Origin of the sequence: Vibrio sp. Isolate22, from assembly GCF_022398115.1 — a bacterium.
In the GTDB taxonomy this organism is placed as follows: Bacteria; Pseudomonadota; Gammaproteobacteria; order Enterobacterales; family Vibrionaceae; genus Vibrio.
The window spans coordinates 1-25,114 of sequence record NZ_JAKEUW010000007.1; the positions used below are offsets into that span (position 1 = coordinate 1).

24 protein-coding genes and 2 pseudogenes are annotated in these 25,114 nt (G+C 44.7%); 10 read left to right on the plus strand and 16 right to left on the minus strand.

Annotated features, from left to right (window positions below):
• Positions 1-211: transposase (locus L1D55_RS06240; RefSeq protein WP_239916883.1), on the minus strand; the 211-nt coding region annotated here is incomplete at its 3' end.
• A gap of 32 nt (positions 212-243) precedes the next feature.
• Here L1D55_RS06240 and L1D55_RS06245 point away from each other — a divergent pair.
• The 3 genes and pseudogenes from L1D55_RS06245 to L1D55_RS06255 all read left to right on the plus strand — a co-directional run.
• Positions 244-530, plus strand: a pseudogene (locus L1D55_RS06245) (transposase); the annotation flags it as partial.
• A 13-nt stretch (positions 531-543) separates the two neighbouring features.
• Positions 544-1,257: pseudogene (locus L1D55_RS06250) on the plus strand (IS5 family transposase); the annotation flags it as partial.
• A 25-nt stretch (positions 1,258-1,282) separates the two neighbouring features.
• Entirely contained in the window at positions 1,283-1,891 is a 609-nt protein-coding gene (locus L1D55_RS06255) for a glycosyltransferase family 25 protein (protein WP_239916949.1), read from the plus strand.
• Positions 1,892-1,970: 79 nt separating this feature from the next.
• Here L1D55_RS06255 and L1D55_RS06260 read toward each other — a convergent pair whose 3' ends face one another.
• The 6 genes from L1D55_RS06260 to radC form a co-directional block, all read right to left on the minus strand.
• Entirely contained in the window at positions 1,971-2,975 is a 1,005-nt protein-coding gene (locus tag L1D55_RS06260) for an NAD-dependent epimerase (protein WP_239916884.1), read from the minus strand.
• 91 nt (positions 2,976-3,066) lie between these two features.
• Positions 3,067-3,876, minus strand: coding sequence for a bifunctional DNA-formamidopyrimidine glycosylase/DNA-(apurinic or apyrimidinic site) lyase (gene mutM, locus L1D55_RS06265; RefSeq protein ID WP_239916885.1), 810 nt, complete (start codon positions 3,874-3,876; stop codon positions 3,067-3,069).
• Positions 3,877-3,879: 3 nt separating this feature from the next.
• Positions 3,880-4,410, minus strand: a complete 531-nt coding sequence (locus L1D55_RS06270; protein WP_239916886.1) for a hypothetical protein — start codon at positions 4,408-4,410, stop codon at positions 3,880-3,882.
• A 201-nt stretch (positions 4,411-4,611) separates the two neighbouring features.
• The gene (rpmG, locus tag L1D55_RS06275; protein ID WP_002535344.1) at positions 4,612-4,779 is read right to left on the minus strand and encodes a 50S ribosomal protein L33; all 168 of its coding nucleotides are present in this window, start codon (positions 4,777-4,779) and stop codon (positions 4,612-4,614) included.
• 13 nt (positions 4,780-4,792) lie between these two features.
• On the minus strand, positions 4,793-5,029 hold the full coding sequence (gene rpmB / locus L1D55_RS06280; protein WP_004728407.1) for a 50S ribosomal protein L28: 237 nt from the start codon (positions 5,027-5,029) through the stop codon (positions 4,793-4,795).
• 291 nt (positions 5,030-5,320) lie between these two features.
• Positions 5,321-5,995, minus strand: a complete 675-nt coding sequence (gene radC / locus L1D55_RS06285) for a DNA repair protein RadC (protein ID WP_004741426.1) — start codon at positions 5,993-5,995, stop codon at positions 5,321-5,323.
• Between the two features lie 225 nt (positions 5,996-6,220).
• On the opposite strand from radC, the gene coaBC reads away from it, so the two are divergent.
• The 3 genes from coaBC to lpxL all read left to right on the plus strand — a co-directional run bounded on the left by coaBC (position 6,221) and on the right by lpxL (position 9,229).
• The gene (gene coaBC / locus L1D55_RS06290) at positions 6,221-7,468 is read left to right on the plus strand and encodes a bifunctional phosphopantothenoylcysteine decarboxylase/phosphopantothenate--cysteine ligase CoaBC (protein WP_239916887.1); all 1,248 of its coding nucleotides are present in this window, start codon (positions 6,221-6,223) and stop codon (positions 7,466-7,468) included.
• 169 nt (positions 7,469-7,637) lie between these two features.
• A complete protein-coding gene (gene slmA / locus L1D55_RS06295; protein WP_004741428.1) occupies positions 7,638-8,228 on the plus strand; it encodes a nucleoid occlusion factor SlmA in 591 nt (196 codons plus the stop codon).
• A gap of 17 nt (positions 8,229-8,245) precedes the next feature.
• Positions 8,246-9,229 carry an LpxL/LpxP family Kdo(2)-lipid IV(A) lauroyl/palmitoleoyl acyltransferase gene (gene lpxL / locus L1D55_RS06300; protein ID WP_061033129.1) on the plus strand — a complete coding sequence of 328 codons (984 nt, stop codon included), beginning with the start codon at positions 8,246-8,248 and terminating at the stop codon, positions 9,227-9,229.
• An 87-nt stretch (positions 9,230-9,316) separates the two neighbouring features.
• Here the strand turns inward: lpxL and pyrE are convergent, their stop codons facing one another.
• Both pyrE and rph read right to left on the minus strand, forming a co-directional pair.
• On the minus strand, positions 9,317-9,958 hold the full coding sequence (gene pyrE, locus L1D55_RS06305; RefSeq protein ID WP_239916888.1) for an orotate phosphoribosyltransferase: 642 nt from the start codon (positions 9,956-9,958) through the stop codon (positions 9,317-9,319).
• A 107-nt stretch (positions 9,959-10,065) separates the two neighbouring features.
• Positions 10,066-10,782: a ribonuclease PH gene (rph, locus tag L1D55_RS06310; protein ID WP_239916889.1), complete on the minus strand. Its 717-nt coding sequence runs from the start codon at positions 10,780-10,782 to the stop codon at positions 10,066-10,068.
• 248 nt (positions 10,783-11,030) lie between these two features.
• Between rph and L1D55_RS06315 the strand changes: the two genes are divergently transcribed.
• Complete coding sequence (locus tag L1D55_RS06315; RefSeq protein WP_239916890.1) at positions 11,031-11,897, plus strand: YicC/YloC family endoribonuclease; 867 nt, start codon at positions 11,031-11,033, stop codon at positions 11,895-11,897.
• A 184-nt stretch (positions 11,898-12,081) separates the two neighbouring features.
• Entirely contained in the window at positions 12,082-13,287 is a 1,206-nt protein-coding gene (locus tag L1D55_RS06320; protein WP_239916891.1) for a site-specific integrase, read from the plus strand.
• On the opposite strand, the gene L1D55_RS06325 is transcribed toward L1D55_RS06320, so the two are convergent.
• A complete protein-coding gene (locus L1D55_RS06325) occupies positions 13,279-13,767 on the minus strand; it encodes a hypothetical protein (RefSeq protein WP_115385679.1) in 489 nt (162 codons plus the stop codon). The genes L1D55_RS06320 and L1D55_RS06325 overlap by 9 nt on opposite strands.
• Positions 13,768-13,878: 111 nt before the next feature.
• Between L1D55_RS06325 and L1D55_RS06330 the strand changes: the two genes are divergently transcribed.
• The gene (locus tag L1D55_RS06330; protein ID WP_072605379.1) at positions 13,879-14,208 is read left to right on the plus strand and encodes a helix-turn-helix transcriptional regulator; all 330 of its coding nucleotides are present in this window, start codon (positions 13,879-13,881) and stop codon (positions 14,206-14,208) included.
• Positions 14,209-14,373: 165 nt separating this feature from the next.
• On the opposite strand, the gene L1D55_RS06335 is transcribed toward L1D55_RS06330, so the two are convergent.
• The 4 genes from L1D55_RS06335 to mobI all read right to left on the minus strand — a co-directional run bounded on the left by L1D55_RS06335 (position 14,374) and on the right by mobI (position 16,924).
• Positions 14,374-14,970 carry a hypothetical protein gene (locus L1D55_RS06335; RefSeq protein WP_239916892.1) on the minus strand — a complete coding sequence of 199 codons (597 nt, stop codon included), beginning with the start codon at positions 14,968-14,970 and terminating at the stop codon, positions 14,374-14,376.
• Positions 14,967-15,680 carry a hypothetical protein gene (locus tag L1D55_RS06340; protein WP_239916893.1) on the minus strand — a complete coding sequence of 238 codons (714 nt, stop codon included), beginning with the start codon at positions 15,678-15,680 and terminating at the stop codon, positions 14,967-14,969. The genes L1D55_RS06335 and L1D55_RS06340 overlap by 4 nt, the downstream gene beginning before the upstream one ends.
• Before the next feature lie 129 nt (positions 15,681-15,809).
• Positions 15,810-16,340: a hypothetical protein gene (locus tag L1D55_RS06345; RefSeq protein WP_239916894.1), complete on the minus strand. Its 531-nt coding sequence runs from the start codon at positions 16,338-16,340 to the stop codon at positions 15,810-15,812.
• Positions 16,337-16,924, minus strand: a complete 588-nt coding sequence (gene mobI, locus L1D55_RS06350) for a conjugative transfer protein MobI(A/C) (RefSeq protein ID WP_170887606.1) — start codon at positions 16,922-16,924, stop codon at positions 16,337-16,339. The genes L1D55_RS06345 and mobI overlap by 4 nt, the downstream gene beginning before the upstream one ends.
• Before the next feature lie 642 nt (positions 16,925-17,566).
• On the opposite strand from mobI, the gene L1D55_RS06355 reads away from it, so the two are divergent.
• Positions 17,567-20,557, plus strand: coding sequence for a DEAD/DEAH box helicase family protein (locus L1D55_RS06355; protein WP_239916895.1), 2,991 nt, complete (start codon positions 17,567-17,569; stop codon positions 20,555-20,557).
• A gap of 109 nt (positions 20,558-20,666) precedes the next feature.
• On the opposite strand, the gene L1D55_RS06360 is transcribed toward L1D55_RS06355, so the two are convergent.
• Together L1D55_RS06360 and L1D55_RS06365 are read right to left on the minus strand one after the other, a co-directional pair.
• Positions 20,667-23,891 carry a DEAD/DEAH box helicase gene (locus L1D55_RS06360; protein WP_239916896.1) on the minus strand — a complete coding sequence of 1,075 codons (3,225 nt, stop codon included), beginning with the start codon at positions 23,889-23,891 and terminating at the stop codon, positions 20,667-20,669.
• Complete coding sequence (locus L1D55_RS06365) at positions 23,888-24,691, minus strand: hypothetical protein (protein WP_239916897.1); 804 nt, start codon at positions 24,689-24,691, stop codon at positions 23,888-23,890. The genes L1D55_RS06360 and L1D55_RS06365 overlap by 4 nt, the downstream gene beginning before the upstream one ends.
• Positions 24,692-25,114 lie beyond the last annotated feature (423 nt).

Genomic DNA, 25,114 nt, shown 5'->3' on the forward strand with positions numbered 1-25,114 from the left:
AACGGGGGAGAGAGAATATCCCTTTAACCATCAAAGCTGTTTCAATAGCAGTATCAGAAAATTGAAAGCCTCTACCTCGTTTACCATGGTGACTTTTACATTGCCATGCTTCAACGGCTGAGTCGTCAATCCAAAACGTTACTGAGCCTCGCTTGCACAATGCTTCATTATACTCACTCCAGTTCGCTATCTTCTTCTTCGACTTACCCATAACAACACCATGCTTCTACTACATGGGATCAGATCGCAGGGCTGAGAAAAGGTTCCAACTGATTTAGTCAACAACGCCGCGTCGGTTCAGTGATTTAGCTATCACGACAGCACTCATGGTCAAACGAGTTTTTTCTATGCCATTGAGAGCGCTTCAAGGATTTATCGACTCGATATTTAGGCTAGCCCATGTACCGTTAAGTTGTCCGCATTACACCTGCATCAGTCGTAGAGCCAAGCAAGTTGAGGTTTCATTTAAGACTAAAACGAGAGGAGCGATACAGCACCTAGCCATTGATGCTACTGGCCTTAAGGTATGGCGANGCCGCGTCTCGGTTCAGTGATTTAGCTATCACGACAGCACTCATGGTCAAACGAGTTTTTTCTATGCCATTGAGAGCGCTTCAAGGATTTATCGACTCGATATTTAGGCTAGCCCATGTACCGTTAAGTTGTCCGCATTACACCTGCATCAGTCGTAGAGCCAAGCAAGTTGAGGTTTCATTTAAGACTAAAACGAGAGGAGCGATACAGCACCTAGCCATTGATGCTACTGGCCTTAAGGTTTATGGCGAAGGTGAATGGAAAGTCAAAAAACACGGTACTGATGGCAAGCGTAGAGTCTGGCGAAAGCTTCATATTGCCGTCGATATCAACACTCATGAGATCGTTGCTGCCGAGCTAAGTTTATCGACGGTTACAGATGGAGAGGTACTCCCGAACTTACTGAAACAAACACGCCGAAGTATCCTTGAGGTGTCTGGTGATGGCGCTTACGACACGAGAGCGTGTCACGCTGCTATTAAGATTAAGGGAGCCATTGCGCTTATTCCCCCAAGAGAAGGGGCAGCCTTCTATTGGAAAGAGCGGTATGGATACCACAAGCGTTCACTCTCAGAAACAGCGATGTATCGAGTTAAACAGTTGCTAGGAGGGAAACTGAGCTTAAGAAATTACAATGCCCAGGTGGGTGAAACTTACGCGATGATAAAAGCGTTGAACAAGCTTACTAGGTTAGGTATGCCTAAAACCTGTCGTATTGACTAAGAAATACGCGAAACGGGTTGGCTCTATATCTAAATTTAATTACGCAACAAAGCCAAGAGCACACGCAATTGGCGAAGTTGGATGCTATGCAAGTCATTACCTAATCTGGCAAAAGTGTGTCGAACTTAATGAACCCATATTAGTTTTCGAAGATCATGTTGATATTTATGCGGATACATTTCGGAATACTTTAGCAATCGCAAAGCAACATATTGAACAATGCGGGTATATTCGATTACAAAACAGTAATAACAAATTAAATTACCCAGTCTGTAAGTACGAGAAACAGAACCTAGTAAAATATTTAAAGGTACCTCAAGGGACAGCTGGCTATGCGCTATCTCCTACTGCCGCAAAAGCATTCATCAAACATAGTCAAACCTTTAGGCACCCTGTTGATGTATTCTTGAGAAACACTTGGCTCCATAATCAACCGATGTTTGGTGTCAATCAAGCAGGAATGCAACGAAATAGTAAGCCGTCGATCATTGGTAACCGTAAGCATCAAGGAGAAAAGAATTACTTTATTGCTTCAATGAAACTAATGAATAAGTTGAAAAGCATGGTGCTCAATCTAGTTACAAACATCAACCACTTGTTTACCTTGAATAAAGAGTACAGCCCAAAGTTTTAGAATAAAAACGAAATAATCCTGTATTCAAAAACAAAAATAGCGCTCGTTGCGCGCTATTTTTTATGACTGCAATTGGGGCTTACAGTGAATAGTAAGCTTTATACCAATCTGCGAAAGCTTTGGCGCCTTCTTGGATTTTAACTTGTGGTTTGTAGCCTACTGCTTCAAATAAGTCTTCTGTATCTGCATAAGTCGCGTATACATCACCAGGTTGTATTGGCATGAAGTTCTTCTTCGCTTCGATACCTAAAGCCGTTTCCAATGCTTCAACATAATCCATCAATTTAACTGGGCTACCATGACCAATGTTGAATACGCGGTATGGCGCAGAGCTAGTCGCTGGTGATCCTTGTTCTACCGTCCAATCTGGCTGTTTTTCTGGTATGCGGTCCTGCACACGGATAATACCCTCAACGATGTCATCGATATAAGTGAAGTCACGCATCATGTCGCCGTTGTTATAAATGTCGATCTCTTTACCCGCCACGATTAAGTTCGCAAACTTAAACATCGCCATATCTGGACGACTCCAAGGGCCGTAAACCGTAAAGAAACGAAGACCTGTTGTCGGCACATCGTATAAATGAGAATAGGTATGCGCCATTAGCTCATTCGACTTCTTAGTCGCTGCGTATAATGAAATCGGGTGATCAACGCTATCTGCCGTATGGAATGGCATTTTCTGGTTCAAGCCATATACTGAGCTTGATGAAGCGTACACTAAGTGTTCAACCTTGTTATGACGACAACCTTCCAAAATAGCTAAGTGACCCACAAGGTTACTGTCAGCATACGCCATTGGGTTATCTATGGAGTAACGAACGCCAGCTTGCGCCGCTAAATGAATCACACGGTCAAATTTTTGCTCTGCGAAAAGCTCAGCGATACCTTCTCTATCAGCGAGATCAAGCTCGATAAAGGTAAGGTTTTCATGTTCGATACGCTTAAGACGATCATGTTTCAAAGAGACTTCGTAGTAGTTATTTAGGTTGTCAATACCGATAACCTCATGCCCTGCCGCACATAGTCGCTCTGCCACTGCAGAGCCAATAAAACCAGCCACGCCAGTTATTAAATATTTCATTCGATTCTTCTCTATTCATATCAATCATGTAATTGTAGCCAGTAGACCACATATCTACTAGCAATAAAAAGTGAACACGAGTTCAGGTTTTCTATACTTGACAGTCTTCGCAATAAAACGTATTACGCTGTCCGATTTTGAGTTCTTGAATCAGCGCTTCACAGCTTGGGCACTTTTCACCTGCTTTACCATATACCTGCAGATCTTGCGCGAAGTAGCCTGGTTTACCGTCAGCCTGAGAGAAATCTTTCAGCGTCGTGCCACCTTGCTTGATAGCCGTTGCGAGGACTTGCTTGATCTCATCGGTTAACAAGATCCATTCGGCTTTGGTTACTTTGTTTGCTGATCGTAGCGGGTGAATTTTTGCAGAGAACAAGGCTTCGTTAGCGTAGATATTCCCGACACCGACCACTACTTTGTTGTCCATGATGAACTGCTTGACCGCAACTTTACGCTTTTCTGCCTTTTCGGCGATGTAGTCAGCATTAAAATCGTCTGTTAACGGCTCAGGTCCAGAGCCAAGCAACACAGAGTGAACTTCATCAGGCGCCGACCACAACCAAGCGCCAAAACGACGCGGATCGTTATAGCGCAGTACTTTGCCATTAGTGAGCTTGAGATCCACGTGATCGTGCTTTGCCGCCGGGAAATCGGCATCTAATACGCGCAGTGATCCAGACATTCCAAGATGAACGATAGCAGTACCTGTATCAGTTTCAATCAACAGGTACTTAGCACGACGTGAGATCGCACGAATCACCTGCCCTTCTAGCTTTTTAAGCTCTTGTGGGATATCCCAACGTAGCTTTGGCGTACGAAAGGTCAGTGTCTTAATAGTCTCGCCGACTAAATGAGGCGAGATCCCCATGCGGCTTACTTCGACTTCGGGTAACTCAGGCATAATCTAATCGTCCGATGTTGAGGGATTGTCTTGGCTAAGACTTGGAAACAGGTAGCTCTCTTCAATGGACACCGCTAACCACTGATCATTCCAGTTTTTTAACAACCAAAACTCAGGCAGCTGATAATAAGTAATGCGTTGCGGCTCTTCTTGGTCTTGATACCACACTTCTATGGTATGCGGAGTGCTGAGCTGAGAGGCAAGGTCAGTATAGGTTTGTGAGTCCACCTCGGTACCAACAAGCTGCTGCCAGCGCTGAGCGCGTTCTTGAGCACTAATGCTTTCGGCTGGAACGGGACTTTTTAATTGATAGCTCCACTGACCATCTTCGAGTACCAATGACCACTTAGTAAAGTGCAACGCTTGCAGCTCGGCTCCAGGATTTAGCAGATATGGATAAGGACTACTAACCTGTTGCTCAGGTCCTGGCTCGATAAGATACGCTTTGATCAAAGTAGGAAGGTTGAGCACCCCAATAAAAGCGATCACGCTTAACATGAGTATGTTGTTCCACCTACGTCCACGATATCTCATCCGATTCTGCCATCTAACCTATTGAGTCTTCAGTATATCGTGAAAGTGGCGATACTTTCTATGTTGCTATTTGTGTTCGCTAGATCCTTTGAACACCAAGGGAGACATGGGCTAACCAAATTTTAGATATAAAAAAACCCAGCGATTAAGCTGGGTTTTTCAATTCTTTCTTCTACTGACGAAGAGCCAAAAAAGCATCAATTACTTGATTTTCGCTTCTTTGTACATAACGTGTTGGCGAACTACTGGATCAAACTTTTTGATCTCAAATTTGCCTGGCATGTTACGCTTGTTCTTATCAGTTGTGTAGAAGTGACCAGTACCTGCAGAAGATACTAGACGAATTTTCTCACGAATGCCTTTAGCCATTGCTTAATTCCTCTTAAACGTTTTCGCCACGTGCACGAATATCAACAAGAACAGCATCGATGCCTTTCTTATCAATGATACGCATGCCTTTAGCAGTTAGACGTAGTTTAACAAAACGTTTTTCGCTCTCTACCCAGAAACGATGAGTTTGTAGGTTCGGCAGAAAACGGCGCTTAGTAGCATTGCGTGCGTGTGAACGGTTGTTACCCGTTACTGGACGCTTACCAGTTACTTGGCATACTCGGGACATGAATGTCTTCTCCAATCGTTTCAGCTCGATATCAACCTTGGTGGCCGAACCTCTCTATCAATTAAAATAGAAGGTAAAAACCGTTATGGAAAATCCATACAAGGCTATCAAAGGTCGCGCATTATACTAACTTGACACGCATTGCTCAAGACCCGAACAGATCCTTTTTGCGGATTTCGTGATCTTTTTTTGTGCAGCGCAGCTTGCTTGAGTAATCAGAGCTGATTTTAGGTCTAAAAATGTGGGCGGAATGATAGCAGATTTAACGTAGTTAACAACCTAAAATGTGATTCAAATCCATCCGCGCTCGGCAAAAGAGACAACTTCACCGTCTCCGACCACAAAATGGTCGAGAATTCGAATGTCCACCAGCGCCAAAGCATCAGTCAATCTACGAGTTATTCGCCTATCCGCTTGGCTTGGCTCTGCGATACCAGAAGGATGATTATGTGCCAATATGAGGGCGGCTGCATTATGGTGAAGCGCCCGCTTAACGACCTCTCTGGGATAAACCGATGCAGCATCAATCGTCCCCTCAAACATCACTTCATCCTTTATTACCCTATTTTGGTTATCAAGAAACAGAATATAGAAGGCTTCTCGCTGGCGGTCGCGCAGCATACTCGACAGATAGAGTTTGGTATGACTCGGGCTGGTCAGTGCATCGCCTCGAGATAAGGTCTCTGCGAGGTAACGCTGCGTCATCTCTAATACAGCTTGCAATTGAACATACTTCGCTTGCCCCATCCCTTTATGAGCACAGAACTCAGCTTGTGTTGCTGAAAAAAGGTGCCTGAGCGAACCAAAGTCCTTGAGTAGCTTATCTGCCAGCTCTAGAACGTTCATTCCTTGCGTGCCCGTTCGAAGAAAGATGGCTAGCAGCTCAGCATCACTCAAAGAATCTGGCCCTCGAGTAAGTAGTTTCTCTCTTGGCATCGACTCTGCGGGCATTTTATTTATCGGCATAGAGGAGCAAATCCATTGCTTATGAACATAACCCATCAGCGTAACCAGCTAGTATCCAGAGATCCTTTAATAGAGATAAAGTCAGACGAGCCACTAACAAAAGCGTGTAATTGATAAGTTTGATAACGCCAATTTGATGAGCGTCAAGTCTGTTCAAGTTCTGCTTCTAGGCACTCATCCTTTGTTCTGATATCGTAAGTCGCAGAAAAATTAAGGAACAGAATCATGCAAACACAGGTTAATCCACTGAGTAACGCTGACCAACCAGGCCTAGCAGGGAAAAAAATTCTTCTTGGTATTAGTGGTGGTATCGCTGCTTACAAATGTGCCGAGCTGACTCGACGCTTGGTTGAACGTGGGGCACAAGTGCAGGTCGTCATGACCAACGCAGCTAAGGAGTTCATCACTCCACTGACCATGCAAGCGGTCTCGGGAAGGCCAGTGTCTGATAGTTTGCTTGATCCTGCTGCTGAAGCTTCAATGGGTCACATCGAACTCGCAAAATGGGCTGACTTAGTATTGTTAGCACCGGCGACTGCCGATCTTATTGCACGTATGACTGCAGGCATGGGCAATGACCTACTGACCACTTTGGTTTTAGCGACCGATGCGCCAGTTGCGGTATCACCAGCAATGAACCAGCAAATGTATAGCCACCCAGCCACTCAAGAGAATATTGCGACACTAAAACGTCGTGGTTGTGAAATCTGGGGGCCAGCGGCTGGCGAACAAGCGTGTGGTGATGTAGGCATGGGCCGCATGTTAGAGCCAATGCAGCTTGTGCACCGCTGTGAAGGCTTCTTCCAACCTAAACCACTTGCTGGCCGCTCTGTACTTATTACTGCAGGGCCAACTCGTGAAGCCATTGACCCTGTACGTTACATCACAAACCACAGCTCAGGCAAAATGGGCTACGCGTTAGCTGAAGCCGCAGCTAAACAAGGCGCAACGGTCACTTTAGTGAGTGGGCCAGTGTCACTCGCTACTCCGGACAAAGTGACTCGCGTCGATGTCGATAGTGCTCAACAGATGTTTGATGCCGTTACTGATCACGCCGCTCAACACGATGTTTTCATCAGCTGCGCCGCGGTTGCTGATTACCGCCCTGAGACCATTGCAGACCAGAAACTTAAAAAAGTAGATGGCAAAGATGACATGACGATTCAAATGGTGAAAAACCCAGATATCGTCGCTTCTGTCGCGGCAATGACTGAAGGCCGTCCATTTACAGTGGGGTTTGCGGCTGAAACGCAAGATGTAGAGAAATATGCCCGCGGTAAGCTAGAACGAAAGAACCTCGATATGATTTGCGCTAATGATGTTTCTGTCGAAGGTCAGGGCTTCAATAGTAGCAGTAACGAATTGCACCTTTATTGGAAAGGTGGCGATAAATCTCTGCCATTGGATAGCAAAGGTGCGCTTGGGTTCCAGATCCTTGAACAGATCCAACAACTGCTAGAAAAGCATCACTAACTCACTGATTAGAGCAATATTGTCGGATAAATAGACAATTTTGAGCTGACAATCTGCTGACACCTCTCGATTCTGTTGACCTAGGGCTTACAAAACTAGGAAACAGAATTGAATGGTGTTTATAATCCTTCTTCACTCAATCCTCATCTTTAGGAAAGGAAGTAAATAGATGGCTGGTACTCGAAAATCAAACCGTCGTGAAGAAATCCTACAAGCTCTCGCACAAATGTTGGAATCGACCGAAGGTGCTTCTCGTATCACGACGGTAAAATTAGCCAAGCAAGTTGGCGTTTCTGAAGCAGCACTTTACCGCCACTTCCCTAGCAAAGCTCGCATGTTTGAAGGCCTTATCGAGTTTATTGAAGAAGCCTTAATGTCTCGAATCAACCGCATTCTGGATGAAGAGAAAGACACGCTAGAGCGCATACGCCTAGTACTGCAACTGATCTTAGTTTTCTCAGAACGTAACCCAGGCCTGACTCGAATTTTATCTGGCCATGCTCTAATGTTTGAAAACGAGCGGCTACGTGACCGCATCAATCAACTGTTCGAACGTATTGAGACTCAACTTCGCCAAATTCTGCGCGAAAGAAAGCTTCGTGAAGGGAAATCATTCCCAGTTGATGAGAAAATCTTAGCGGCACAATTGCTCGGCCAAGTTGAAGGCAGCCTGAATCGCTTTGTACGTTCTGACTTCAAATATCAACCGACAGAAAACTTCGATGCTTATTGGGCACTACTCAGCGCTCAGATTAAGTAGCAATCCAACTTTAAGTGATGGTTATGACGAAAACTTCTCCGACAAGCAGCACTGCACAACACGTTATTACTAAGCCGCCTTTTACGCTGGCACTACTCCACCCAAAATATTGGGGAGTATGGTTCGGCTTTGGGTTGTTGGCACTTATCGTTAACGTTCTACCTTACCGCCTGTTATTACTATTAGGCCGGTCATTGGGCACTTTGGGCGCTCGTTATGGCAAAAAACGCGTCGCAGTCGCCACTCGCAATTTAGAACTCGCCTTCCCAGATAAACCAGCAGATGAAGTCGCGGCGATGGTAAGCGAGAACTTTAAGAATACGGGCATGGCGCTGATCGAAACCGGCATTACGTGGTTCTGGCCAACATGGCGCTTTAAGCGAATCTTAGTAGATAAAGACACCCAAATGCTGCGTACGCACAAAGCCAATGGCAAAGGTGTTCTTCTTTGTTGTGTGCATGCCTTGAACTTGGAGATCACCGCGCGAGCAATGGCTGTACTCGGTATTCCTGGCTTAGGCGTGTATCGTCCACACAACAACCCTGCTTATGAGTTCATTCAATACCGCGGTCGCACCCAAAATGGCAACCGCCTCATTCACCGTAAAGATGTGAAGCGCATGATCCGAATCCTGCGTCAGGGTGAGATCCTTTTCTACCTTCCTGATCATGATTACGGTCGTAATAAATCTGTATTTGTACCGTTCTTCGCCGTGCCTGATGCGTGTACGACGACTGGTACTAGTATTCTGGCTTACACTAGCCGATGCGCGATTGTTCCAGGTTCTGGCTTTAGAAACGACAACGGCAAATATGAAATCATGGCCGATGAGTCCATCGAAGATAACTACCCGCAAAAAGATGAGAAAGCAGCTGCCGCTTACATGAACAGCTATCTTGAGAAGATTATCTTACGCGCACCAGAGCAGTGGATGTGGCTACACAAGCGTTTCAAAACCATGGAAGACCCAGAAGCTGAACGCGGTATTCGTTATAAATAGAGTAGCCGCCATAAATAATTGAACCAAAAGAAAAGGGGCTGATGATTCATCAGCCCCTTGTGCATTCTATTACTATAACAAATTGTATTAGATGCCGTACTGAGCGCGGTACGCTTTCACTGCTTCTAAGTGCGCTGCGTCTGTACCCTTCTCTTCAAGGAAAGTCACTAAGTCAGTCAGGCTAACGATAGAGATAATCGCACAACCAAAGTCACGTTCTACTTCTTGAATCGCAGATAGCTCGCCTTTACCTTTCTCTTGGCGGTCAATCGCAACAAGAACGCCCGCTAGATCAGCACCATTCGCTTGGATGATTTCCATCGATTCACGAATTGCAGTACCTGCAGTGATTACGTCGTCCACCAGCATGATACGACCTTCCAATGTGCTACCGACTAGGTTACCGCCCTCACCGTGGTCTTTCGCTTCTTTACGGTTGAAGCAGTAAGGCGTATCTACATCGTGGTGATCGGCAAGTGCAACAGCTGTTGTCGTTGCGATTGGGATACCTTTGTATGCAGGGCCAAACAGTACGTCAAATTCAATACCAGAATCCGCCAATGCTGCTGCGTAGAAACGACCCAAGCGCGCTAGGTCACGGCCTGTGTTAAACAATCCAGCATTGAAGAAGTAAGGGCTCTTACGGCCAGACTTTAAAGTAAACTCACCAAACTTAAGTACTTCTTTCTCTAGTGCAAATTCAATAAATTCACGTTGATATGCTTTCATGCTCATCCTCTATGTTTACTCAATAAAACTTAACTTACGCTCTGTAGTCCCCTTTCGGGTTTTACAGACAAAAAAATAGCCCCCAATTTGGGAGCTATTAAAAATGACTAGTCGGCCAACGCTGCTTTCTGCGCTTCGACGATATCGGCAATGCCCTTATTCGCCAGGGCTAAAAGCTTCATCAGCTCTTCATGGCTGAACGGTTCGCCTTCTGCAGTACCTTGAATTTCAATCATCTTACCGTCTTCCGTCATTACAACGTTCATATCGGTATCGGCTGCTGAGTCTTCAACATACTCAAGGTCACACAGTGCTTCTGCACCAACGATACCCACTGAAACTGCCGCTACGTGGCCTTTCATTGGGTTCTTTTTCAGTTTACCGCTCTCTAGTAGGCTCTTGATTGCGTCAGCCATTGCTACGCTTGCACCAGAGATAGACGCAGTACGTGTACCGCCGTCTGCTTGAATAACATCACAATCAACAGTAATCATGATTTCGCCCATCGCTTTAAGATCTACAACAGCACGTAGGCTACGAGCGATCAGACGTTGGATTTCCATCGTACGACCACCTTGCTTACCGCTCGCCGCTTCACGACGGTTACGAGTGTGCGTTGCACGTGGCAGCATACCGTATTCAGCTGTTACCCAACCCTTTCCTTGACCTTTCAACCAACGCGGTACGTTTTCTTCTACCGTCGCATTACATAGAACTTTAGTGTTGCCGAACTCAACTAATACAGAACCCTCAGCATAAGCTGTGTAGTTACGAGTAATTTTAATTGGACGAATTTGATCTACAGCGCGGTCATTTGGACGCATTGGTATCTACCTTATTAACAGTCTGAAGTGATTTACTATCGAAAGCGTGCATCACCTAAGAAAGGGGTGAGACATATTTGATTGGGGCGAGATTATATAGCAGTTTACTGTGCAAAGCTATTTACCATTCGAAGACACTGTTCATGAAAAGCGATTCCTTAGCGAAAGTGATGAGCTTCGGCTGTCACCCGTAACGTGATACTATGCGTGCGCGTTATTTTCAGAATGATAAAAGACAGGAAAATTCGATGATTTATAGTATGACCGCGTACGCACGCAAAGAAGTAAAAGGCGATTGGGGCAGCGCAGTATGGGAAATCCGTAGTGTAAACCAACGCTACCTAGAAACTTACTTCCGTATGCCTGAACAGTTCCGTGGTTTAGAGCCAATCCTACGCGAACGTTTCCGTAAACGCCTAGCGCGCGGCAAAGTAGAATGTAACCTACGCTTTGAAGCTAACCCAGCAGCAAAAGGCGAGCTAAGCATCAACGAAGGTTTAGCGCAGCAAGTGATCAATGCGGCGAACCAAGTGATGACCATGACAGGTGAAGAGAGCCGTCTGAACCCATTCCAAGTAATGAACTGGCCTGGTGTGATGGAAACGCCTGAGCAAGACATGGATGCGATCAACCAAGACCTGCTAGCAGCGTTCAACGATGCGATTGCTGAGTTCATTGATGCTCGTGCTCGTGAAGGTGAGAACATGAAGGCGCTAATCGTACAGCGCTTAGATGCGATCACTGAAGAAGTGGTAAAAGTACGTGCACGCATGCCTGAAATCCTAGAGTGGCAACGTGAGCGTCTGCTTAACAAATTTGAAGAAGCGAAGATTGAGCTTGAAGGTTCTCGCGTTGAGCAAGAGCTAATCCTACTCGCACAGAAGTCAGACGTAGCCGAAGAGCTAGACCGCCTAGACTCTCACGTGAAAGAAGCGAATGCAGTATTGAAGAAAGGCGGCGCATGTGGCCGTAAGCTGGACTTCATGATGCAAGAGTTCAACCGTGAATCAAACACGCTAGCGTCTAAGTCTATCAGCACTGATATCACTGCATCAGGCGTAGAGCTGAAAGTTCTTATCGAACAGATGCGTGAGCAAATTCAGAATATTGAATAAGGTATATTGAGTCTCTTTGAGCTTACTTAAGCTTACCAAGCCCCTGTAAATAGGGGCTTTTTTGTTTTCAGGAGATTTCAGGTCTTTGCCTCTGTTTTCAACCAACTGGTGAGTTTAGTGGTGAGTAGGATTGATCTAGTATGCCCTTAAATGGTGAGTAACTTTCCATGATAAGGAGAACTATATGGGCAAGCTCAACGCACGAAAAGTCGCTGCTTTAGCCAAAGATGAACCACGCAAAACCGCAGATGGCAACGGCCTCTACTTCGTCGTACCGGCTTCTGGAGAACCTTTTTGGATCTTGCGATTTTCAATCAACGGCAGTCGTCCAGAAATGACACTTGGGTCCTATCCAGAGCTATCCCTTGCTGACGCACGCGATGCAGCCTTCCAGCAACGAAAGCTCATCCAACAAGGTATCAATCCACTGGCAGAACGCCAACGCCGCCAATGGTCCGGCATACAAACCATAGATGACTTATTCAAAGACTGGTTTGAGCATGATCTTAAAGACAGGCTCAAGCACCCTAACATTCCAAAACGTGTTTACACAAAAGAGATCCGCCCAGTAATTGGGAAGCTTAAAATCGATCAGGTAACAGCATTAGATGTAAGAGAAGTCATCAGACGTATTGTGGATAGCAATCGGCCAACCATCGCCAACGACACTCTCATGTATATGAAGCAACTGTTTCGACATGCCAATAAGCTGGATCTTACCCAGATAAATCCCGCCGCCGCTTTTCGTGTCAATGACGCTGGAGGTGTTGAAGAGAGTCGCGCCAGAGTGTTAACTGAAGAAGAGATTGAGACTGTGTTTCGGGTGTTCAGAGAGAACAACGTGAGTTTTACTCGGGAAAACTATCTGGCCTGCTGTTTGTACTTAGTTTTGGGAGTCAGAAACAGCGAACTCTGCCAAGCCCCTTGGAGTGAAATCGACCTAGATAAAGCCATCTGGGAGTTACCAGCCAGCCGCAGTAAAAATGGCATCCCGTTGACCATCCCGCTTCCCACCCAAGCTGTCAATTGGCTGCAAGAGCTCAAGATCAGGGCGCTTGATTCAGAGTATGTCTTTCCAAGCAGACGTCGCAGCAAAAGAGCACACATGGGCTCAGACACAATCACTACAGCGATTAAATATCTGTTTGGTCAGGACAAAGCAAGACCAACCAAAAATAAGATGGAAGGGGTTGATTACTTTGTTGTCCATGACCTGCGTCGTACCTTCAGAACACTGGCTTCAGCCGAGGGCATTGATGGTCAAGTGGCTGAAAGGTGTCTAAATCACAAACTCAAAGGGGTTGAAGGCATCTACAACCGCCACGATTTTCTGGAGGAGCGACGAGAAGCACACCAGAAAGTTGCAGATCGTATATGCCACTTACTGTGATCGACAAGGGTACGCATTCTTAAATGCATCATACAGATTTACCCTTAAACCAGGCCCTGTAAGCAATGTACTGGGCCCTGGAGTAAAATCAGGCTGTTCTCGATACAGCAGCTCAAGGGATCGATCGACATGAGATCTTACTGATTCAAACTGAATGTTTCTTGGTAAGCAAAGCTGACCATTATCTTGAGGCATACTGACCCAACGCACGACATCATTTGCTCTTTTAAGATCAGGGCGAAGTAACGCCGCATCTTCAACCCACTGAGTCCAAAAAGAAGCTGATTGCAAAAAACCTTTTAGGAAAAAGTTGCACGCTTGGTTAGGCTGACCACACATCTGCTTCCAGTCACCATATGTGAGCTCATAACTAGGCACAGCATATGCTTGGGCAGATAAACCTACAGATAAACATACACTGAGGACTTTCAACGGTACACCACTTCTCATTTTTCTTTTAAGTGCAAACTTACTAGGCATTTTTGCTCTCCATGACTATTCCATCAACCATAAAGCTTAGATATCCTAAGTATACAGAATCATAAAAAACTTAGAAGATCTAAGCATCTAGAGATTGTCGATGAATGTAATTTGCCAAACCCAAGCCCCCTACCAATACGCCTTAAAGAGGCAAGAACGCGAGCAGGCATCAGCCAAAAAACGCTCGGTATTCGTATTGGTATGGACCCAAGTGTGGCGAGTGGACGCATGAACCATTATGAGAAAGGCCGCCATACGCCTGATATCAACACGTTAAGAAAAATGGCAGAAGAACTAAACGTACCCATTGCGTTCTTTTTCTGTGATTCGCAAAAGACAGCTGAACTTCTATGCCTTATAGAAAATCTCTCAGAAGAAGAAAAAAGCACACTAATTCAAAAATTAGCTAGCAACCAGCCACACACCTCAAGTAAATCCTAAATTCACTGGGAAATTGGGATACATGGGAAATAGGGAAAACTATCCATCCTTGTTACTCCCACCCCGCTTTGCCTGATATGCGGCATACCAATACACTCCTCCAACGGCAGCTATCGTCAAAAGCAGACCCGCGAGCCAATACCAAAGCAAATCCATACAGCCTCCTTAAATCGTTGAATCAAATGGGTCGCAGCTAATACCACCACAGTCAAAACTGGTATCAATGCTAGTCATACTGTCATCCCCAAACACATTGCCACCGACATCAATACAAGAATTTTCCATCATGGGAAGGCCACTTGCTGGGTTGATATCACCACACCAAAATGAAGAGCTCGAATCAGAACTGGCATCTGCGATATCTGGCATCAGTTCCGCACTCGCCGCGCTGACCAATCCAGCTCGGTATACTCCTGAACTTAATAAGCCAGATGCCGAGCTAGCTCCCATCGATATCGATCCATGCCCTTGGAACCGTCTCGCCTTGTTATTGCTGGCTCTGGGCCTGCCATAACGTCGATGTAGCTTGTTCACGCAATAAGCTGCGGTAAACAGGATAATCAAAAATGAAATTGGGCTGGGCAAGGCAAACAACAGCGTCACAAAAAGAACCAATTTTACTATCACTTTGAGCGGCCAAAGCCAATCAACACGCATCGTTGTCTCCACCTCTTTTTCGGTGAAAGCATGAGGTTCAATACCAGCACTGCCAGGGTGCTTTGAAGACACGTCAGCAGAAACGGCGTTCATCTTCAGAATCATGCTGCCTCCTTAGCCATAGAGTGACTCAAATGGGAAAAAACTGTCACGACCAGCGAGTGAGTCTCCTGTGGCACTAGCAAGAAATATAGATCTCCCGTCGGATGGTGCCAGACTTGGCTGCCATCGTCTCCGTACTTCAGCAGTTTCTGAAATCGTGTACGATCTGAGAGTCTCGCTTGGCGAAGTTCGGGGTTACAAAGCTGACGTTGCAGGCTCAACCATGGAAACTTCGTATACCCGTGACGAAAGCGCTCTTGGTAACGCTGTATTGCATGGCGACTGATTGCAACAGGCCCTAATACTGGAGAATCAAACACAGGTTGAGGTAAGCGATATGGTTGGATCATTGGTATCTGGTCAGTAGAAGCAGCAACACCGACAATTTCTTCAGGATTGAGTTGCACTCCATCCAGCCACGTCTTCAAATACTGACTGGCTTGCCGCAACTCATTACTTGAGCTCTGCTTCAAAGACCGAAGGGTCGCACACGAAAACCCTATCTCAAGACTTTTACCGCTGCCTAGACGATGGCCGAATACCTGACGGTCCCAGAGCAAATAGCGTGCTACAGTAAGCTCTGCAACTGCTATACGATGCTCAATCTGACTTACGCGTACATCAATCACACCATTTTTTGATAAACCAGAGAACCACGCTACGCTCACGTTAAACTTACTGGTAGCAATTGTTTGAATTTTCAATTTCATCATATAAAACCCCTCCTATTTACTACCAAAATATCACGTCTTTTAAAAATGCAACCTCCAAGCTGAAAGCAACAAAAAAGCCTTCCCAACAAGTCTGGCAAGGCTTAATAAAATATCAACCAAGATTATGATTTAATTAACTTTGTTTCGAACAAACATTTCAATTTTATCTACAGGACCTACAAGCTGTAATAGCTTCTTCTCAAATTCTGAAATAAAGTCTGCACGCACTTTCATTTCCTCTATTTGTAGGCATATGTGGTAATACATTTGCCGTTCCCAGTTAGCGACGTTACTCATCCTTTTTTGCTTTAGAATGTTACCTGTTAACATTTCTAATTTTGCTGGTTTATCTCTGTTGAAAACTATAACTTTAAACCATTGGAAGTTAGGTAGGTTATCCTCGATGTATACTGTAAACACAAACCGAAAAGGTTCCTGTCCGGTGTGCTCTTTCTTTAATTTATCCCTGTAATTGTTGAATGACTCTTCCAGAGCGAAAGCTGAGCGTTTTAAATCACGTCGCTGTACGATTAACTCATCTTTCATTTTCGAAATGTACGTAGATAACAATACAGAATCATGGATATTGATCGTTAGGCTATTTAAATCAACTTGAATATCTTTATCAAAAATACCGACTAATGGCTCTTCTAAACTCATTTGGGTTCCTCCATCAACTCAAAATGAGCTCGCAGCTTGATAAAACGACGCTGACACATTTCAACTTTTTTTCTGATGTTATCCATCTCATGTCGGATTTCTCGGAGAAGCTGGAAAGCATCCTCTGCATAATTGATTTTCACCTTTTCCCAATCTTGAGCTTTAGAAAAACTGCTTGGGCGATAGCGACTACCAGGCCCCTTCGGAATATGTACTGACCTAACTTTTTGGTGTTTGTTTTTTCTGCGCTTCATGTCTTCTTCATCAAGAAAAACATTGAGATACCATGAGGCCTCAAACTTATTATCTTTAACCCTCACACGGCAGCCAAACCGTCCAGGTACTTCCGAAATGTCAGGTGAGCGATAATGTCGGTTAAAACGCCAAAAATTACTAGCGAAACAACTAGCCATAAATTCGAGTCGAAATGGCTCTTGGCGTGTAATCTTAATAATTTCGTCGAGGAGCATTTCCGACTGGCTCAGAGCCTTCTCAAAATACTCTGACTCATTAAATTCATCACGGTAATGGGCTAACTGATGCCAATTAAACGCCAATCTATCCTGCTCAATGTAGTCTTGCATAATAAGCCTCCTTCTGTATGACTGCTACGAGCTACAGTCTACCGAGACTTTCTATTTCGGTTGCACTCTGGAAATGCCCATTCTGGACAGTTTGAGAGACTTTTAGTTTCAATGCCCCAATAATAATGCTGCACATTGATAGAACCTCCTTACCGGAACCTAACCAGTCACTTTCCAATAAACTATCTAATGTGGGGCCTCGGTGATTACTTTCACCAAAAATAGTAGTAACGCTCTGGGGCTGCTAGATTTTGTTTCTAGAGCTATGTGGGACCTTGGAAATCAAAGCTGAAGCGGATGGAACATTAACTGGTATTATCCAAACTTATGTGGGGCTTTGTCTGCAAGTTTTCGATAGCACTTCTGACTTTCACATGTGAAAGTCCCAACGAATGCTGTCCATCTATGAATCCACAAGCAGCCTTGCGGCATCTTTTCGATTTAAAGCCTCCCCCTCTAACAGCAAGCAAATCAAAATGCGACTACACGGTTGTTTTTCGGTTAATGATAGTTCAAAAACGAACAACAGTTAAAACCTGCTCCAAAAGCAGATAGACCTCTCCTTCCCCTTCTGTATAAATGGCGCAACCCCTTGACTGATGGTAAATTAACCAAAACATATCTTTTGACAGAGAGGCTTAGGTGGCACAAGAAATCGAACAAAAAATCGGCTCTAGCACATTGACTTGGTTGCCATTAGATAATGTGCGCCTTTCTCATGAGGAGATACACGAATCCTGGTGTAATTCAAACTTCCTATTTAGGGAAGAAAATACCGCTAACGACGTTGAAGGGTTGAGGCCACCTCAGATAGGTGGGGTTTTTGCTGCTCTTGGTTTCGAAAGATCGGACGATACTAGTGCTGCTACTCTAGTGATGCCAACAGGAACCGGAAAGACGGAGACAATTCTATCCATCGTTGTAGCTGGTCATTTCAAAAAAACTCTAGTAGTTGTGCCTTCAGATCCATTACGGGAACAAACAAAAGAAAAATTTGTTCAGCTTGGTCTTTTAAGACAACTAGGGGTAGTAAATGACCAAGTGGCCAACCCTATAGTTGCGACAATAAAACATGGTGTGAATGATAAAGGCGATTTACAGGAATTATTAAAGTCTAATGTTATCGTCGCCTCTGCATCCGCACTATCAAAGTTTACGAATGGCTTTTTAGATAAACTAACTGCTGCCTGTTCTCACCTTGTGGTAGATGAAGCACACCATATAACCGCTGCAACCTGGGCAAGAGTAAAAGCAAGATTTAAGAGCAAATCAGTTTTTCAATTTACCGCGACCCCCTTTAGAAATGACGGCTCCAGAGTTGAAGGTAGAATTATATTCAACTATCCATTAAAGAAAGCGCAAGATGAAGGATATTTCAAACCAATACACTTTCATCCTGTCAGAGAATTTGTTGATGAACTTTCGGACAAGGCTATTGCAGACAAGGCTATTGAATTGCTCAGAGCTGATTTGAAAGACGGGCTTGACCATATTGTAATGGCTAGAGCCAGCACCATAAAAAGAGCTACGCAAGTATTTGAGCTGTATGCCAAGGAAAAAGACCTAAATCCCGTTTTAATAAACAGCAAAGTCAAAAAGAAAGCTAAAGTTCTACAAGCAATAAAAAATCGAAAGCACAAAATAATTGTATGTGTAGACATGCTAGGTGAAGGTTTTGACTTACCGCAGTTGAAAATATCTGCGATTCATGATCCTCATAAAAGCATCAACATAATGCTTCAGTTTACTGGCCGCTTTACTCGAACCACTAAAAATGTTGGGGATGCTAAGTTCATTGCTAACATTGCCAACCCAAATGTGAACGAAAGCTTGGAAGAGCTATATAAAGAAAACTCCGACTGGAACAATGTTATAAGTGATATTAGCTCAAGAAAGATAAGCGATGAAAAAGACTACCAAGCATTTAGGTCTGAGTTTTCAAGCCAAAGCAAGCTACTTGATCTTGGTTTAACTCCGAGTATCAGCACGACTGTTTATAGAATGCAGTTTGCCACCTGGACTCCAGATAAATTTCAGAAGTTCTCCCAAAAGCAGTTTCAGATTGTAGATTCCGTTATAAACGACGAACAAAACACCTTGGCATTCTCTGTTAAGTCTTACCTCCCCGTCGGCTGGACAAGTTCCAGAGAACTCTTTGATGAATCATGGGACTTGTACATTGCTTATTACGATAAGAACACCGATCTGTTATTTATTCACTCGTCAGCAAAAGACGGCTTGGTCAAAAGACTTGTAAAGTTGGTAGCGAAAGATGCTTCGCAAATTCAAGGAGAGCATGTTTTTAGAAGCCTTGCTGGATTGAAACGCTTGAAGCTTCAAAATGTCGGTTTAAACAAAAACAAGAAAGGTCTACGTTACTCGATGCACACTGGCACTGAGATCAACGAACAGATCCCCGATATCGAAGCCAATAGAGCGACGAAATCAAATATCTTTGGAAAAGGGTATGAAAAAGGTGAGCTCGTAAGTATTGGTTGTTCCTATAAAGGCAAGATCTGGGCGATGGACAGCGATTCACTGGATAAGTGGATTGCATGGTGCAAAGGAGTCGGTTCCAAGATCCTAGATGACTCGATCGACACCAACGAAGTAATGAAAACAGCTATGCAGACCGAAGAGCTTGAAGCTTATCCAAATATCCCCCCCCTTTCTATTGAGTGGCCCGTGCCGTTGCTTCGTAAAAATGAAACAAAGGTAACAGTCGCTTCTGCCAATTGGGAATGCAACTTAATTAACTGTGAGCTGTTAGTTGCAGAGGTGCAAGATGGTAACGCTAACAGCCTAAACATCGCTTTGCGAACCGAGCATGGCGATAGTCAGATTACTGCGACTATAGCGACAAAAGGCGAAGCAATTTTCAACTCACACGACAATCTAGATATTAAGTTTGGAGAACAAACACTTCGGTTATCTGAATATTTTAACGAGAATCCACCCACCATATTTATGGCAGATACTTCTGTTGTTGATGGAGGATTCAGATATTACCCAAATGAAGAGTATGCATATCTTTATGAGCGTAACAACACGGAAGACTGGGACTGGTCTGGCGTGGATATTTCGGTTGAATCTCAAACTCCGGATAAACTCGAAAATTCAATTCAATACCACACGATTCGACAGATACAAGATGATTATGATTTGGTGTTTGACGATGATGGCGCTGGTGAAGTTGCTGATATCGTGGCAATTAAAAATATAGACGATAAAGAACTTACCATTGACCTTTTCCATTGCAAGTATTGCTCTAAGAAAGATGGTATTGCGACTCCTGGAGCAAGAGTTGATGACGTGTATCAAGTTGCTGGACAAGCTGAAAAAAGCGTCAAGTGGTTCGCTGATAAAGAGAAGCTAATTTTGCGTTTGATGGACAGAGAACGTGCTAGGCTTAAACAGAGCAAGCCATCTAGGATCGATAAGGGCCGATATGAAGATCTTATTCACTTTGCAAAAGTTGCTAGATATGCTTCATTTAAATTAGGCATAGCCATTGTTCAGCCTGCAATATCAAAAATAAAGATGTCAGATGATCAGCTATCAATACTGGGCGCTACAGCGGCCTACATAGATGAAACAAGCGGCGTGAAGTTAAGAGTCATCATCAATAAATAGGCCTGCATTACCCCTTAATGCACAAGATAAAGGGATCAAAAACGGCCACCCAAGGTGGCCGCAATAAAAACAACGTTGAAGTAGCTTCTAAGAAATGTTTTCAGGTGAGCTATATTCCAGACAACTGCTTCCAGACTTTACGATAGTCATCTCCAGACATTGAAGCCCCTTCAGGACGAAGCCGCGACCAATCTTCAGAGCTCAATCCACTGACATAGCCAGTAGCAAGAGATGGTGCTGACGCAGTATCAGTGTCTCGATGCTGCTCTTTAAAGTCTGCACCCAATCTTTCAGCAATGCTGCGGGGAACAGAGTTCATCCGCATCAGAACACCTTCTTCAGATCTGACACCGTGATAAAGCATCGCAGGAAGATTATTCAAGGTTCGTAACTCTTCCTCTGACAGGCTGTCAAAATCAATACCAGCTGTTGGCATCTTACTTAGAGCAGACAAGCCCCAAGCACCATTATTCGCCAAGTCTCGGTATACCGCTTTGCAAGCATCAGACAAGTTTTTCGTAAGATCACCATTATCAAAGAACCGATTAGCAATGTCTTCAAGGGAAGACCCATCCACCCACGCCTGAGTAATATCAGCTAGTCGTTGATGCCCGATACCGTCTCCCTTAATATCGGTAAGCTTCTGAAGCTGCGGCACACGCATCATCACGCCCATCAAGTCAGGTAAGGCTGAACGCCCTGTTTCGCTCCCAAAGAGGCTACTTGGTTGCCAGTCCTCTATGGTCAGCTTGTTCTCAAGGTTCTTAAGTTCAAGCAATGCAGTGCGCACACCTTCCGGTGAAAAGCCGGTTGAATCCGCCAACGCTGCGTTCTCAGGATGCTCTGCAATCTTTCTAACATAACCCCTTGTCGCTTCGAGCAAAGCGTCTGCCCGTTGCTGAGACTGTGTATCTGATTTAGCTCGTAATGAACTAAATCCATAGGTGTTTCGCAGAAGTTGCTCGGCCTCAGCGATGACCTCGTCAAGGTTCCGCTTCTCATTCCATAGATGTGCGATATAGCTACGGAAATCAGCCCACTGTTCTTGGTGAATGACAGCTGAAAGATCATGCAGCCCCCCTGCTTCATCTATCTCTTCGAGCATACTTACCAAACGTGATAGAAGCTCACCAGTCGCATCCCGAACAAATTTCCTAATTTCATTAGGATTTTTTCCAGCCGCAATCCCAACTACACCCACACTATCATGGCCAATCCGCCCTGCTCGTCCTGCTAAATTCCAAAACTCACGAGACGACATTGGAACTCCATAGGGGTATTTAGGGCTCGCAAGAAAAACAGATGAAACAGGGAAGTTTAAACCCTGGGCAATCGTTGTTGTAGCGCACATAACCTTAATATGACCTTCTTCCGTAAGCCATTCAATAAGAGCCAGAGCTTCGGCTGGCAGGCCAGCATGATGCACTACTACACCTTTTTCCAGCATTCCTATAAGCTCAAAATCTGAGCTGATCTCTGTTCTCAAGAAGCGCTGTACCAAAGCAATCTCTTCTGGAATTCTATCTAGAGGTTCCAACTCCTCAGCAATTAGTCTGGCAACACTCCATGCTGATGGGATATTTTGCGCTACAGCAATGCTAGTGCCCCGTTTAGAAAATACTTTAGCCATAGCACCAGCTAGGCTATTTATACCGACTTTACTCATGCTCAATGAACTAATCGGTCGAATGCCATCCACATCGTGCTTGCCACGAAGATGAATCGTTCGTTGAGTGGTTGTTAGCGTTTCAAAGGTCAGCTTCCAGTTGCCACGACCTTCTGCTCGCTCAGCATCGAATAGGCCAACAATCCTCTCATTTGGCTGCCAAGCAGATGTACTAAGGCTGATGCTCTTACCTCTGCCTGAACCAAGCCACTGTGCTAATTCATTTGCATTTGGAACAAATGGCATCAGCAATAGGAAGTTGGCTCTCGAAGCTTCCTGCTTAATTGTCGCCAGCAGTAGCTCAATACGCAGACCGCGCTCGTTATCTTCTATGTTGTGCGCTTCGTCCATTACCAATAATGCTAATGGGCGCTGAACCTTCTTGTTACGCATAACAAGCTGCAACTTCTCAGGCGTTGCAACTAACACTTGGAAAGCTTCTTGCTCGCCTAAAAGGGCATCTTCAAACGCATCAACTTCAATTGCACCTGTAAGTTGCTCGACCTTGATGCCGAGTGGCCCAAAGTCAGAACGCAACCTTCTAGTGATCTGCGAAACGAGTGCTCTGGTTGGTGCAACATATGCAATCCAACCACCATCATCAGCAAACTGGTTGAGTGCTTGCAGCATTCTAAATTGCGCTAATTGCGTTTTACCGCCAGATGTAGGCATGTCGATTACGACTGCACGACTCGCTGGATCAAGCAGGTTTTGCTCTTGTAGCGCAGCTCTCTGCGGCGGTAACAACTCAAACATACTCTTGTGGCGGGTTACATGGTCAACAAACCGAGTCACTCTGGAATTAACGCTATGGGCAACCCACCACACCGAACCTTCAACCATTTTTCGGCTGGAGACATGCAACCAACGCAACAACATTTCTAGCTTTGTATCGCAAGATAATTGAGCAGCCTTAAGAGCTGCTTCAAAGTGCTGATCAAGCTCTGATTCGATTGCTAAAGGCTCACCTTGAAGCATATAGGTTGCAAGGCGCTCTGTCGCTTTCGCCCAGTGATACAAAGAGACCAAACGAATAGCTTCACTTTGTCTGGCTGCACCTTGAGCCTGATCTAAGAAGGCTCTTTCATGGCTAGCTTGATCGTGACGAAGACCGACAATGATTTCCGTGATTTGATCTAAATCGTCCCAAGACCGTTTACGGAGCAAGCGCACCCAGGCATCAAATAAACGGGAAACGATACGCTTATTCCAGACAGCATCCGCAACAGAAGGAATCTGAAGCTCTTGTTCATGCTCTTCAAACCAGCGTCTTAAATCTGTCCAACGGTCACCAGCGTAGGCTAACCCTGCCATGTGCAGTACATGGAAAATTCGCTGATCGGCATCATCTGGTATTGGCAGTGCTCGCATCAACCCAAAGGCTTTATTCGCACCTGCAATAGCTAGATTTTTTGTTTGTTGCTCAGTAGATGAAGGGCTCAATAATGTTGAAATACCTTCAATGGCTGCCAGCTCGTAAGCCGAAGCAACTTGTTCTATAGAGGCATAATCAACTTCGATATGCGCCCCCGTAAACAAACTACCTAGCGCACTATGTACTAAGCCGTCTTTTGCTGCATCAAAAGCGCTATCGCGAGTCGCAGAATCAATTGCCTGCACAGCCCAGTGATTGTCGACTGATTGCAGTTGCTCAAATGATAAGGTCATGCTTCCCCCTCATCATTCATTGCTGATTGTGCACGCGCTGGCAAGTTTGTAATTTCACCAGTAGGGATATGAATTGCATGCAACTCAATGTCTGTCTCTGGGGGACAGTCCACTGATAGGGCGCGAGCTCTACCCCGAATATCAGCTTCACGAGGCTCAGTATCACGCACTAGTACGCCATATACAGCAATATCAGTACCTTGTGACTGAACATACCGCTTAGCTGCACTTTGAAATTTGAATTGCCAAGGTTTGCCGCTAGCATGTAGGCCAAGATACTTAACCAAATCATTCTTAACACCCTTATCATCACGTAGACCAAATAGCTGATTACCAAGGCTCGTCATGACGCTAGGGGGAGAATTTTGATCATAGGATGTTTTTACCTCTCCAAAACTAAATCTATAAGGTAATTCTTGATCATCAAGTAGTTGAAGCCCAGTCAGGTCACAGCCTGCGGGGCTTGCATTGGAGTTCTTGAGGTCTCGTGATGTCGGCCAAGGATATTCACATCTACCACGCTTTGCGACAAATGCTTCTGCAATAGCCTCCCCAACCAGCCAATCTTCAAACTCATACTCTTCAGCAAGCACTTCAGCTAATTCAATCTGCTCGAAGTCAGTAGTCACTAAACCAGCTAGAAGTTCATTAAGTTCTTGCTTGCCTGATATATCACATAAGATATCTTTTACTGGACCAGCTAAAATTTGCTCTAGCTGCTGATTGCTAAAGGAAAAGCCATGAGCCACCACAGGATGAGAACTAACATCATAGACCAATGTAGAATCTGGCATCGTCATAACCAAAACCTTAAAGATATTTTGTAATTCAAAATCTTACCCTACCAACTGAATATTTATTGTTTGAATGATGATTTCCGAGACTCAGTCAGGCACCAAGCACTCTAGAGCGGTAACTCCCAACCTAAAAAAGTCTACGCTTAGATGGCAAAAAGACAAAGTTCGTCAATTAGATATCGTGTTCTCGCTCAGAGAAAATTTTGAAAAGTTAGTACTTTTTCAGGTTGGTCTAGGCAGTAACATAGGAGACATGCGGGCAAAACAGTTCAAAAAGAACCATGTGTGACATCAATTAAATCAAAAACCAATCGCGTATCAAGAACTGGTATTTTCATTAAATTCGTATATGAATTCAACTCCTCTTTTATACGCTTTCACATGTGAAAGCGTATCACTTTATGATGCTGCAATAGCCTTTTCGTC